At 55.5% G+C, this 12,550-nt stretch carries 15 protein-coding genes; 3 read left to right on the top strand and 12 right to left on the bottom strand.

Features of this window, described 5'->3' with window-relative positions:
- The 6 genes from pheT to thrS form a co-directional block, all read right to left on the bottom strand.
- The gene (gene pheT / locus RHM59_RS02575; protein ID WP_322285886.1) at positions 1-2,379 is read right to left on the bottom strand and encodes a phenylalanine--tRNA ligase subunit beta; all 2,379 of its coding nucleotides are present in this window, start codon (positions 2,377-2,379) and stop codon (positions 1-3) included.
- A 36-nt stretch (positions 2,380-2,415) separates the two neighbouring features.
- A complete protein-coding gene (pheS, locus tag RHM59_RS02570) occupies positions 2,416-3,432 on the bottom strand; it encodes a phenylalanine--tRNA ligase subunit alpha (RefSeq protein ID WP_322164813.1) in 1,017 nt (338 codons plus the stop codon).
- A gap of 105 nt (positions 3,433-3,537) precedes the next feature.
- On the bottom strand, positions 3,538-3,894 hold the full coding sequence (gene rplT / locus RHM59_RS02565; RefSeq protein WP_322164815.1) for a 50S ribosomal protein L20: 357 nt from the start codon (positions 3,892-3,894) through the stop codon (positions 3,538-3,540).
- Between the two features lie 28 nt (positions 3,895-3,922).
- The gene (gene rpmI, locus RHM59_RS02560) at positions 3,923-4,117 is read right to left on the bottom strand and encodes a 50S ribosomal protein L35 (RefSeq protein WP_003442181.1); all 195 of its coding nucleotides are present in this window, start codon (positions 4,115-4,117) and stop codon (positions 3,923-3,925) included.
- 59 nt (positions 4,118-4,176) lie between these two features.
- The gene (gene infC / locus RHM59_RS02555) at positions 4,177-4,728 is read right to left on the bottom strand and encodes a translation initiation factor IF-3 (RefSeq protein WP_296251578.1); all 552 of its coding nucleotides are present in this window, start codon (positions 4,726-4,728) and stop codon (positions 4,177-4,179) included.
- Positions 4,728-6,650: a threonine--tRNA ligase gene (gene thrS, locus RHM59_RS02550; protein WP_322164816.1), complete on the bottom strand. Its 1,923-nt coding sequence runs from the start codon at positions 6,648-6,650 to the stop codon at positions 4,728-4,730. The genes infC and thrS overlap by 1 nt, the downstream gene beginning before the upstream one ends.
- Before the next feature lie 381 nt (positions 6,651-7,031).
- Here thrS and RHM59_RS02545 point away from each other — a divergent pair, with 381 nt between their 5' ends.
- Both RHM59_RS02545 and RHM59_RS02540 read left to right on the top strand, forming a co-directional pair.
- Positions 7,032-7,337: a hypothetical protein gene (locus RHM59_RS02545; protein ID WP_322164817.1), complete on the top strand. Its 306-nt coding sequence runs from the start codon at positions 7,032-7,034 to the stop codon at positions 7,335-7,337.
- A 277-nt stretch (positions 7,338-7,614) separates the two neighbouring features.
- Complete coding sequence (locus RHM59_RS02540) at positions 7,615-7,827, top strand: cold-shock protein (RefSeq protein ID WP_322164819.1); 213 nt, start codon at positions 7,615-7,617, stop codon at positions 7,825-7,827.
- Between the two features lie 75 nt (positions 7,828-7,902).
- Here RHM59_RS02540 and RHM59_RS02535 read toward each other — a convergent pair whose 3' ends face one another.
- On the bottom strand, positions 7,903-8,217 hold the full coding sequence (locus tag RHM59_RS02535; RefSeq protein ID WP_322164821.1) for an I78 family peptidase inhibitor: 315 nt from the start codon (positions 8,215-8,217) through the stop codon (positions 7,903-7,905).
- 154 nt (positions 8,218-8,371) lie between these two features.
- Positions 8,372-8,677 (bottom strand): hypothetical protein, encoded by a 306-nt coding sequence (locus RHM59_RS02530; RefSeq protein WP_322164823.1) that lies wholly within the window; start codon positions 8,675-8,677, stop codon positions 8,372-8,374.
- Positions 8,678-8,842: 165 nt separating this feature from the next.
- On the opposite strand from RHM59_RS02530, the gene RHM59_RS02525 reads away from it, so the two are divergent.
- The gene (locus RHM59_RS02525; protein ID WP_322164825.1) at positions 8,843-9,037 is read left to right on the top strand and encodes a hypothetical protein; all 195 of its coding nucleotides are present in this window, start codon (positions 8,843-8,845) and stop codon (positions 9,035-9,037) included.
- Between the two features lie 40 nt (positions 9,038-9,077).
- Here RHM59_RS02525 and RHM59_RS02520 read toward each other — a convergent pair whose 3' ends face one another.
- Genes RHM59_RS02520 through RHM59_RS02505 form a run of 4 tightly spaced genes read right to left on the bottom strand, consistent with a single transcriptional unit; the run spans position 9,078 to position 12,549 of the window.
- A complete protein-coding gene (locus tag RHM59_RS02520; protein ID WP_322164826.1) occupies positions 9,078-10,106 on the bottom strand; it encodes a nucleoside hydrolase in 1,029 nt (342 codons plus the stop codon).
- A 45-nt stretch (positions 10,107-10,151) separates the two neighbouring features.
- Positions 10,152-10,556, bottom strand: a complete 405-nt coding sequence (gene rbsD / locus RHM59_RS02515; RefSeq protein WP_322164827.1) for a D-ribose pyranase — start codon at positions 10,554-10,556, stop codon at positions 10,152-10,154.
- Positions 10,553-11,473, bottom strand: a complete 921-nt coding sequence (gene rbsK, locus RHM59_RS02510) for a ribokinase (protein WP_322285885.1) — start codon at positions 11,471-11,473, stop codon at positions 10,553-10,555. The genes rbsD and rbsK overlap by 4 nt, the downstream gene beginning before the upstream one ends.
- Positions 11,474-11,526: 53 nt before the next feature.
- Positions 11,527-12,549, bottom strand: a complete 1,023-nt coding sequence (locus RHM59_RS02505) for a LacI family DNA-binding transcriptional regulator (protein ID WP_322285884.1) — start codon at positions 12,547-12,549, stop codon at positions 11,527-11,529.
- Position 12,550: the final 1 nt, after the last annotated feature.

The raw sequence follows: 12,550 nt of genomic DNA, 5'->3' as shown, positions 1-12,550 counted from the left end.
CTACTTCCTTAACGTGGCGTTTAACCTTTCCTCGAGAGAGGTGAGGATATTATGCGTTGTCGCATTCACCTCATCGTCATTAAGAGTGCGTGATGGATGCTGCCAGGTCAAGCCGACTGCAAGACTTTTTCTATGTGGATCAACACCTTTACCCTGATAGACGTCAAATAGCCTGAGGTCTGTGAGCCATTCGCCTGCATTTTCACGGATTACATCCAATACTGCGCTGGCAGCGACGTCGCTATCAGCAACTAACGCGAGATCACGACGCACTTCCGGGAAGCGTGAAAGCTCCTGGAATTTCGGCAGATGACCCAAGGCGACTTCAGCCAGCAGCAATTCGAAGACAAACACGGTGCGATCAAGACCCAAAGCTTTCGTCAGCTCAGGGTGCAGCGCGCCGACAAACCCGACTTCGCGACCGTCACGTTCAATCCGGGCGGTCTGCCCAGGATGCAGCGCAGGGTGCTGACCTGATGTGAAAGTGAAGGCGTCAAGGGCACCAGCAAAGCCGAGCACTGCTTCAACATCAGCCTTGATGTCGAAGAAATCGACGGTATCCCGACCTTGAGCCCAGCCTTCAGGCAGGCGGCTGCCGCAGATGACGCCAGCAAGCATGGGTTCTTGCTTCAAACCGTCCAACTGACCGACGAACCGCAGGCCGCTTTCGAACATGCGCACGCGGTCTTGCTGACGGTTGAGGTTGTGCTGCAAGGCTTTGACCAGACCTGGCCACAACGAGGACCGCATGGCAGCCATGTCGACCGAAATCGGGTTGGCCAGCAACAAGGGTTCGACGCCAGGGTTGAACAGCTCGAACCACTTGGGATCGATGAAGCTGTAAGTGATCGCTTCCTGATAACCACGTGCGACCAATAAACGACGCAAAAGCGGCAGATCCGCCTGCGCTTCAGCTTTGGCTTGTGGCGCCAAACGCGCCTGCGGATAACGAACCGGCAGACGGTTGTAACCATACAAACGGGCCAACTCTTCGATCAGGTCCACTTCCAGACTGATGTCGAAGCGGTGACTCGGAACCTTAACGAGCCATTGACCCGCAATGCCGGGGGACACGCTCAGGTCCAGGCCGACGAGCAAACGCTCGACTTCAACCGGGTCCATTTCCATACCGAGCATCTGGGTAATACGGTCGGCACGCAGGACAACAGGGGCGATCGATGGCAGGTCTTTCTCGCTGACCGCCTCAATGATCGGGCCTGGCTCGCCGCCAACGATTTCCAGCAACAGGCCTGTTGCGCGCTCCATTGCCTCGCGGGCCAATTGCCAGTCAACGCCACGCTCGTAGCGGTGCGAAGCATCGGTGTGCAGGCCGTAGGAACGAGCTTTGCCCGCGACCATGATCGGATCGAAAAACGCAGCTTCCAGGAATACATCTTTTGTCTTGGCACTGACACCGCTGTGCTCGCCGCCCATGATGCCGGCAATGGCCAAGGCGCGGTCGTGGTCGGCAATGACCAGTGTGTCTGCCCGCAAGCTGACTTCCTGACCATCCAGCAGAACCAGCTTCTCGCCCTCTTCGGCCATTCGCACACGAATGCCGCCGTTAATTTCGGCGAGGTCGAATGCGTGCAGCGGCTGACCCAGTTCAAGCATCACATAGTTGGTGATATCGACTGCGGCATCGATGCTGCGCACGTCTGATCGGCGCAGGCGCTCGACCATCCACAACGGCGTTGGGCGCGACAGATCGACATTACGTACTACTCGCCCCAAGTAACGAGGGCACGCGGCAGTGGCCAACACTTCTATTGGACGCACTTCATCGTTTACAGCAGGCACCGCAGCCACTATTGGGCGCTTGACCTCAGCGGCATACAATGCGCCAACTTCACGCGCCAAACCCGCCACCGACAGGCAATCGCCACGGTTAGGGGTGAGGTCAACTTCAATGCTCGCATCGTCCAGTTCAAGGTAGACGCGGACGTCCTGCCCTACTGGCGCATCGGCGGGCAGCTCCATCAAACCATCGTTGCCCTCGCCTACTTGCAGCTCGGCAGCGGAACACAACATGCCGTTGGACTCCACGCCCCGCAGCTTGGCCTTTTTGATTTTGAAGTCGCCGGGCAGTTCAGCCCCAATCATGGCGAACGGAATTTTCAAGCCAGGGCGCACGTTCGGCGCGCCACACACGATTTGAAAGGTTTCGGCGCCATTGCTGACTTGGCACACGCGCAATTTGTCGGCATCCGGGTGCGGCTCGGTGCTCAACACCTCGCCGACTACCACGCCGGTAAACTCGCCGGCGGCCAACGTAACGCTGTCGACCTCAAGACCGGCCATCGATAGACGCGCAACCAGTTCGTCGCGGGATACTTGCGGGCTTACCCAGCCACGCAGCCATTGTTCACTGAATTTCATCCTGCTCTCCTGAAAGATTCGTTACGAACGTGCGACCTAGCGAAATTGCGCGAGGAACCGCAAGTCGTTGTCGAAGAACAGACGCAAGTCATTCACGCCGTAACGCAGCATGGCCAAACGCTCAACGCCCATGCCGAATGCAAAGCCCTGAAACTCTTCGGGATCAATGCCGGACATCCGCAGTACGTTCGGATGGACCATGCCGCAACCCAAAACTTCCAGCCAGCCGGTTTGCTTGCACACACGGCAACCTTTGCCGCTGCACATCACGCATTGAATATCGACTTCTGCCGACGGTTCAGTGAATGGGAAAAACGAGGGGCGAAAACGCACCGCCAGTTCTTTTTCGAAGAACACCCGCAGGAATTCCTCGATGGTGCCTTTCAGGTCCGCGAAATTGATATCGCGGTCAATCAGCAACCCTTCAACCTGGTGGAACATCGGCGAATGGGTGATATCCGAATCGCAGCGATAAACCCGACCTGGGCAAACGATGCGAATAGGCGGTTGCTGCGTTTCCATGGTCCGCACTTGCACCGGGGAGGTGTGGGTGCGCAAGAGCATGTTCGCATTGAAATAGAAGGTGTCATGCATTGCCCGCGCCGGGTGGTGGCCGGGGATGTTGAGCGCCTCGAAATTGTGGTGATCGTCTTCGACCTCAGGACCTTCAGCAATGCCGTAGCCAATATGAGTGAAGAATTGCTCGATCCGCTCCAGCGTTCGGGTAATTGGGTGCAAGCCCCCAGAGGTTTGGCCGCGGCCCGGCAGGGTCACATCAATGCACTCAGCCGCGAGCTTGGCGGACAGTTCCGCTTGCTCCAACGACGCTTTACGCGCATTGAGAACCTCTGTAACGCGCTCCTTGGCGACGTTGATCAGCGCACCGAATTGTGGACGCTCTTCAGCCGGCAAATTCCCCAGGGTCTTCATCACCTGAGTCAACTCGCCTTTCTTGCCAAGGAACTGAACCCGAATTAGCTCCAGGGCATTAATGTCTTCAGCGTGTTGCACGGCCTCAAGTGCTTGAGAGACCAGCGCATCCAGGTTTTCCATGTACAGACTCCAGATACGAAATAGGGGAAGAGCTTAAAAGGCTCTTCCCCTATTTATGACGTTCAACACCGAGCTCGAAAACCGAGCCCAGTGATTGTCGGGGACTTAGGCCAAAGTGGCTTTAGCTTTCTCGACAATCGCAGCAAACGCAGCTTTTTCGTTCACAGCCAGATCAGCCAGAACCTTACGGTCGATCTCGATGAAAGCTTTTTTCAGACCGGCAATGAAACGGCTGTAGGACAGACCGTTAACACGAGCACCAGCGTTGATACGAGCGATCCACAGAGCGCGGAACTGACGTTTTTTCTGACGACGGTCACGGTAGGCGTATTGACCTGCCTTGATTACCGCTTGTTTGGCAACACGGAATACGCGTGAGCGCGCGCCGTAGTAGCCTTTAGCAAGTTTCAGAATCTTTTTGTGACGTTTACGGGCGACAACGCCACGCTTTACACGAGCCATGAGTTACTTCCTCTATTCTTGACCAGGATTAGCAAAGACGCAGCATGCGCTTCACTTTCGCGACGTCGGACGGATGCAGCAAGCTGCTACCGCGCAATTGACGTTTACGCTTAGTGGACATCTTGGTCAGAATGTGGCTCTTAAAAGCGTGTTTGTGCTTGATGCCATTAGCAGTTTTCAAAAACCGCTTAGCTGCACCACTTTTCGTTTTCATCTTTGGCATGTTCGGTACTCCGCATTCAGTTGATAAACATAACCGTAAGGCCTGCCGTGCCCTGGTGGTTACTTCTTCTTTTTCGGGGCGATGACCATAATCAGTTGGCGTCCTTCCATCTTAGGATGCTGTTCGACCGAACCGTATTCAAGCAAGTCACCTTCAACCCGCTTCAACAATTCCATCCCCAGCTCCTGGTGGGCCATCTCACGACCACGGAATCTTAACGACACCTTGGCCCTGTCCCCATCACTCAGGAAACGTACCAGGTTGCGCAGTTTTACCTGGTAATCCCCTTCCTCCGTCCCTGGACGAAACTTGATTTCTTTTACCTGAACCTGCTTCTGGTTCTTCTTCGCTGCAGCAACCTGCTTCTTCTTTTCAAAGATCGATTTGCCGTAATCCATCACGCGGCAAACTGGAGGTACTGCGTCGGCAGAAATCTCTACCAGATCGAGCTTGGCTTCTTCAGCAATACGAAGCGCTTCATCAATCGAGACGATGCCAATCTGCTCGCCGTCAGCGCCAATTAACCGAACCTCGCGTGCCGAGATATTCTCGTTGATCGGGGCCTTCGGTGCAGCTCGTTTATCTTGTCTCATTTCACGCTTAATAATAATTACTCCGAATCATGGCGACCACGCCGGGAAACCGCTTGAGCGAGAAATTCAGCGAATTGCGCGACCGGCATTGAACCCAGGTCTACGCCTTCACGTGTCCGCACAGCGACAGTCTGCATCTCGACTTCCCGATCTCCAATAACCAAGAGATAAGGAACCTTGAGCAAAGTATGCTCGCGGATTTTAAAGCCGATCTTTTCATTTCTCAAGTCAGACTTGGCACGAAACCCGCTTTCAGACAGGGTTTTTTCTACTTCAAGGGCAAAATCTGCCTGTTTATCAGTGATATTGAGGATCACTGCCTGAGTAGGTGCCAACCAGGCCGGGAAAGCGCCTTCGTAGTGCTCGATCAAAATACCGATGAAACGCTCGAAGGAACCGAGAATCGCACGGTGCAGCATGACCGGGTGCTTGCGGCTGTTATCTTCCGAAACATACTCGGCGCCCAAGCGGATTGGCAGGTTGAAATCGAGCTGCAATGTGCCGCATTGCCAGACCCGACCCAGACAATCCTTCAACGAAAATTCAATCTTGGGGCCGTAAAAGGCTCCCTCGCCGGGTTGCAGATCATACGGCAAACCAGCGATGTCGAGTGCAGCTGCCAATGCATTTTCTGCACGATCCCACAAATCATCCGAACCAACGCGCTTTTCAGGGCGAGTCGACAGCTTCAGTTCGATATCCTTGAAGCCGAAGTCAGCGTAGACATCCAGCGTCAATTTGATGAACGCGGCGGACTCAGCCTGCATTTGCTCTTCAGTACAGAAGATGTGCGCATCGTCCTGTGTGAAACCACGTACGCGCATGATGCCGTGCAACGCACCTGACGGCTCATTGCGGTGGCAAGCACCAAACTCAGCCAGACGCATTGGCAGTTCGCGGTAGCTTTTCAGGCCTTGATTGAACACCTGCACATGGCACGGGCAGTTCATCGGCTTGATGGCATAGTCGCGGTTCTCGGACTGCGTGGTAAACATGTTTTCGGCGTAGTTAGCCCAGTGACCAGACTTTTCCCAAAGGGAACGATCGACCACCTGTGGCGTTTTAATCTCCAGATAACCGTTTTCGCGCTGTACTTTACGCATGTACTGCTCAAGCACTTGGTACAGGGTCCAGCCATTCGGGTGCCAGAAGACCATGCCCGGCGCTTCTTCCTGGGTGTGAAACAACCCAAGACGCTTGCCAATCTTGCGGTGATCGCGCTTTTCAGCTTCTTCGATCCGCAGGATATAAGCAGCCAATTGTTTCTTGTCTGCCCACGCAGTGCCGTAAATCCGTTGCAGCTGTTCGTTCTTCGCGTCACCACGCCAGTAGGCGCCAGACAGCTTGGTCAACTTGAACGACTTGAGAAAGCGTGTGTTCGGCACGTGGGGGCCGCGACACATGTCGACGTATTCTTCGTGGTAATACAGGCCCATGGTCTGTTGCTCGGGCATGTCTTCAACCAAGCGCAGCTTATAGTCTTCATGGCGAGCCGTGAAAACCTCGATGACTTCTGCTCGCGGCGTAACCTTCTTGATGACGTCGTAATCTTTTTCGATCAGCTGCTGCATACGCAATTCGATTGCAGCCATATCGTCTGGCGTGAACGGACGCTCGTACGCGATATCGTAATAGAAGCCGTCATCGATCACGGGGCCGATAACCATTTTGGCCGTCGGATACAGTTGCTTGACTGCGTGCCCTACCAAGTGAGCGCAAGAGTGGCGAATGATCTCCAGCCCCTCTTGATCCTTGGGCGTGATGATTTGCAGGCTGACATCGCCCTCGATGAGATCGCTGGCGTCGACCAGTTGACCGTTGACCTTGCCGGCCACGGTGGCTTTGGCCAGGCCGGCACCGATCGACAGTGCTACCTCGGCTACGGAAACCGGATGATCGAACGAACGCTGACTGCCGTCGGGAAGAGTAATGGTGGGCATGGCGCCTCCTCTCCTAGTGGTGACCCCTACCAAAGGTCACGTGGGTTGGGATGAGCCAGTACAAGATCCGGCGGTATGCCTGCCTCACAGTGGCAGGAGCCCGAAGGCCAACCGTTTAACCGAACCAGAGTGACTGGAGTGGAACAAACAGGTGTGCAGCAAATAAAGCGATTACAACGACCAACTGAGCAGTTGCTCGGCCACCCGCGGATATTCAGGCGCGCATGCTACCACACATGTTCACGAAGGACGCCGCGACATGACTCAAATCCGCAAAGACAACCAAAAAAGAGCCTTACACTGAACTAGAAGAAAGAAACGACCCTCAGATGTTGGGTGAACGTTGTGACACAAACCCCTCATCACAAGGAGTATTCAAGCATGCGTGTTTATCGCTTATTCACTCTCGCCGCTTCCCTCGCGATGCTGCTGCCTTTCGGCGCACAGGCTGCTCAAGCCGTTTGGCCAGGTGGTGGACGCGCTGAGTTCGTCAACGACTGCGTGAGCATCGCCAGCAAGAATCTTGGTCAGGCGTCGGCTCAGGCGCATTGTGATTGCGGTGCGGATACCGCAGAGAAAAAACTCAGCCCCGCCGAAATGAAGGTGCTTGATGACCAAACGGACATCGGCCGAGCTGCACGTGCGAAGTTACTCAAAGAAGTCGATACTGCATGCCCGAGAAAATAGATTATTCAATCGGTGAATGGGGCATTACTCGCCCGAACTTCAGCTTTTTCCACTTTTTTTACGATAAAAGTGGATTTTTTTAAACAGTCTAAATTGAGCGAAGGCCCCGTAGAACGGGGCTTTTAACCATCTAACCACGTACCTGAGGTGTATTGCGTGTGTAAACAGTGCTGCGAAAGCGCTCTACATCCAAACATTTCGACTATGATAGCTCGGTGTGCCCAGTTGGCCTGAGCAGCACAGTACTACTGAAAAATTATGTTCTTGGAGATACACCATGTCTAATCGCCAAACCGGCACCGTAAAATGGTTCAACGATGAAAAAGGCTTCGGCTTTATCACTCCTCAGGGTGGCGGTGACGACCTGTTCGTACACTTCAAAGCTATCGAAAGCGACGGCTTCAAAAGCCTGAAAGAAGGCCAGACTGTTTCGTTCGTGGCTGAGAAAGGCCAGAAGGGCATGCAAGCTGCTCAGGTTCGCAGCGAGTAATTTCCCCTCGAACTAAAAAAACCCCGTCCACGTGACGGGGTTTTTTATGGGCGAACAAAAGCGCCCTGCCCGCCATTAGCCGCAATTGACGCGAGTGATCGTCGCCGAATCATCCGCATTAACATTCAGGCGATCTGAACGGTATTCGAGCGTCACGATAGTATCGGGCTTAAGCAGTCGAACGCTCCAGGCGCCGGCCTTGATCCGAGCTTGCTCCAACAGTTCGGGTGATGCTTTCTTACCCACGGCGAAATTAGCGGCGGCAGCGTTGCAACTGCTGCGCCCCTCCTCCGTGACTCCCGGGTCCTGGGCGGGCATTGGTTTCGTGCCACACCCAGCCAGTAAGGCTGCTGCGACCACAACACCAAACGATGCAAACTTCCAAGGCATACAACCTCCTTTCAAATAACGGTATCGAGCCGTCCTGCGACAGCGTCCAAAAGGTTCTGCTGCAAAGGCTGTCACTGCTGAGCTCCGCCTTCGAAGCCGGGAAGTCTGCCTCAGCCGGTAATCGGGCGCGCAGCCCAATCGTGTCAAAACGTGTTCAGTACACATCCACATAATCAAATCGCGGATTAGCCCAGTTATCCTTTAGCGCATTGAATATCTGCATGACCCACACCGCATCACTGGCTGGAATAGGCCCTACACAGCCGGAACCTGCAGACCAGGTTTCGAGACGAAACAGCAAGCCGTCGATGTCGACCCCGCCCACTGCCGACGACGAGATATAAGCGTTACCGGCCGTGGTCACGCGCAATTGGTTATGTACCTCATCGTTGCCCGAGGCAATGAGTTGGCGCACGGCATCTAACGTGAAACTAGCAGCGTTGTTCAAATCAATGTGCACGGCGGCATCCTCGTAAATGTATCGACAAGTTTGGCATGAGCCTCTCGTCATGCCTAAGTCTGAGTGCCAAATGCTGGCCAAGATGGTTTACTGACCCGCTTTAGCGCGCAGGGTTGCAGCGAAGTAGAGGCACCCGGGCCTTTTTTTGGACCAGATGAGATCGAAATGGCAATTGTATCAATTGACGCGGACATTAAGGCCAAGTGGCCTCAGGGACAGTGCTCGTATAGCCCGGGCAGCGCTGAAGAAATGGCGATTATCGGCATAGACTTGCTGGTTAAAGAGTTGGGCACCGAAGGCGCCCAAGCGTTTGTCAGCCAGGTTTTCGAGAAATACCCTACGGGACAGGCCGGCGAGTAACGCAGCACCCAATAAGGGTTTCGTAGGGCGTATGGCCGAGTTACTTCAAGCGACCCAGCCGCGCGGTCAGCAGGTCAAAGAACCCTTGGGCATCGCCGTTTTCAACCCAGAATACGTTCTTGTCTTGCTTGAGCGTGTCGTACCAATCAACCACGGTCTGGCCGAAAGTAATGCCCTCGCGAGTGTCTATCGCCAGGTTGACTTGCTTGCCGGAAAACAGCTCTGGTTTAAGTAAGTAAGCAATGACGCTGGCGTCATGTACCGGGCCACCCGGCAGACCGTAATGCACCATGTCGGCCTTGACGTATTCGTTAAGAATATCGCCGACCAACTTACCCGCTTGATTGTTTAGCGCCTCAATCTGTTTGAGTCGCGCCTCGCTGGTTAGGATTTTATGAGTAACGTCCAATGGGATGTACGTCAGTTTCACGCCGCTGGCCAGCACCACCTGTGCGGCGTGCGGGTCGGCAAACATGTTGAATTCCGCGACGGGCGTGATATTGCCACCGTTGAAGTGCGCGCCGCCCATGACGATGACTTCTTTAATGCCCTGAGTGATGTGCGGCGCTTGTATCAGCGCCAGTGCCAGATTGGTCTCTGGGCCGAGTAACGCTAGGGTAATACTGTGCGGCGGCGCTTTGCTCAAGGTTTCAATCAGGTAATCCACCGCATTACCTTTGGCCAACCCCACTTTGGGCTCATGCACCGCGACACCGGGCAGGCCTTCTTGACCATGGATGTTTTCGGCGTAAATCGGCGTGCGCACTAAAGGTTTGGGTGCGCCTGCGTAGACAGGCACTTCTTCGCGCCCCGCCCATTCCCGGGCCAACCGGGCATTGCGTGAGGTCTTATCCAACCGCACATTACCGGCCACGGTGGTGATGGCCAGCACATTCAACTCTTCAGGCGACGCCAATGCCAACAGCAGCGCCACCACATCGTCTGCGCCCGGATCGGTATCGATGATCAGGTCGCGTTTTTCGGCGGCCTGCACAGCGCTAACACTGAGTAAGGACAAAAGCAGGACACTCCGAACAAGTTGTTGCAGGTAGTGGGTATAGCGTGACATGTGAAGTTCCCTATTCAAACGCGCTTACTACTTGAGCATCGCCTTTTAGAAGGTGACGCCTGCGACAAGAGCGATATTGGTATACGGCTGGCATTCACCCGTGCGCACGATGGCTCGTGCCGAACGGCTCAGTTTTTTTAGCTCATCATGACTGACCGAACACTGCCGGCCCAAGCCACCCTGGAGGTGCAGGCCTTCAACGACAACCAATGCCGGAGGTTGTTTATCAAACATCTCCTCGGCAATCACATGGCTCTCGACCTGCATTTCTGTCAGGACGATCCGCAACACGCTGGCGAAATCGGGAATGCCTGGGGTCAGCGCCAAATCGATAAGCTCGACACCCGGCGGCACCGGCATCCCGGCATCGACGATCATCAAGATGTCGCCATGGCCCAACGAAGCGATAACCCGCGACAAAGCGATATTGAGCAGCGGTGTCTTTTTCATGGTTGATGAAAACTCTGAACGTCATTGAAGTGGGGGATGGAAGGTTGTGCTCCCGCCCGCGTGACCGACAAGGCCGCAGCAATCTGACCAAACTGGATGGCCTGAGCCTCGCTCTTGCCCTGCGCCAATGCCGCGGCAAAACCACCGACGAAGGTGTCGCCCGCCGCAGTGGTGTCAACCGGCTGGACCTTGGGCGCCGGAAAATGCTGAACACCTTGACCGTCGGCGAACAGCGACCCCTGAGCGCCCAAGGTGATGATGACTTTTGCGACGCCCGCTTCGAGCAGCTTGTTCGCGGCTTTTTCGGCGGATGCCAGAGAGTCCACCGCCAGCCCGCTCAATGCAGCGGCCTCGCTTTCATTAGGAATCAAATAATCGATCATCGGCAACCAGGCGCTCGGCAATGGACCCGTGGCCGGTGCCGGGTTAAGGATGACAACCTTGCCCAATTCACGACCGCGCTTGAGGGTGTACGCGACGGTGTCCATCGGGACTTCAAGCTGGCAGATGATCACGTCGGCCTGAGCCAGTTTGGCGTCAAAGCCTGCTAATACCTCAGGGGTCAACCGCCGGTTGCCACCCGCCACGATGACAATCGCGTTCTGGCTGCTGGCATCCACCACGATGAGCGCGACGCCGCTGGAAACACCTGTCGCGATGGTCACCGCCTCACAATCAATCTGTTCAGTCAACAATGCGGCACGCAGCTGTTCACCATACGCGTCGTCCCCGACGCAACCCACCATCGCGACGTGGGCGCCCAGCCGTGCCGCAGCCACCGCCTGATTAGCACCTTTACCGCCCGGCACGGTGGTAAACGATTCACCGGCCAAGGTTTCACCTGCACGCGGCAGGCGTTGCGCCCGAGTGACCAAATCCATGTTTAAGCTGCCCACTACCACTACGTTTGCTTGCATGCGTCAGCACTCTTTGATCCGTCTCAACGGCTATCTGTTTACGGCTATCTGTTTCAACGAAAGGCGTTGAAAACAGTGGTTGGCGGCGCCGTGGACTCCCGGATAACGATACTCGGCGCCACGATGCGCTGCTCAATGGCGGTGTCGGTTGGGGCAGAGATGCGCCGAAGCAGCACCTCAGCAGCCATTTCACCTAGTTGCAAAATTGACTGGCCGACCGTGGTCAGCGCCGGGTAAACAAAGCGGCTCATTTGGATGTCATCAAAACCAATCACCGACAGGTCGCCGGGCACCCGCACGTTGCGCTCGGCAGCCGCCCGTAATACGCCGATACCTATCATGTCGTTACCGGCAAAGATGGCCGTTGGCGGGTTGTGGTCCAACAAGCCAACCGCCGCCTGGTAGCCGCCCGGACTGGTAAAATCGCTCTCCACCACCCACTCTTCCGGCACGACCACCTTAGCTTCAAACATGGCCCGGCGATAACCGGCCAGACGCATCTGCGCGACACTGGTTTTGGCAGGCCCGCAGATGCAGGCTATATGCCTATGCCCCAGGTCCAGCAGATGACAGGTGGCCAGATAAGCCCCCAATTCGTGGTCGATTCGCACCAGATCAGCAACGATGCCCTCCAGATCACGGTCGACCACCACCATGGGCGTACGCACCGCTGACAGGCCTTCGTCCATGCCGATGCCGCCGCCCACAGAGGAGACGATCAAACCGTCGACGCGTTTTTCCAGCAGTACGCGCAAGTAACTGCGTTGCTTGTCTGGGTTATCGTCGGCGTTGCACAAAATCACGCAAAACCCGTTGCGCTCGCAATAGTCCTCAATGCCCCGCGCTAGTTCAGCGAAATACGGGTTGCTGCCATTGGGAATCAGCAAGCCAATGGTCGAGGTCGCCTTGGCCTTGAGCGACCGGGCGACGGCGCTGGGTACGTAGTCGAGGGTAATGATGGCCGCCTCGACCTTGATCCTTACTTCGTCACTAACAGGCCTGGTTTTGTTCAGAACGTGGGACACCGTTGTGTAGGAAATCCCCGCCAGCGCAGCTACATCCTTGATGGTCGACATA

The sequence above is a fragment of the Pseudomonas sp. MH10 genome (assembly GCF_034353045.1).
Lineage (GTDB): Bacteria > Pseudomonadota > Gammaproteobacteria > Pseudomonadales > Pseudomonadaceae > Aquipseudomonas.
Note: the sequence above shows the minus strand (reverse complement) of the source record. Positions and strands in the feature narration are given on the sequence as shown.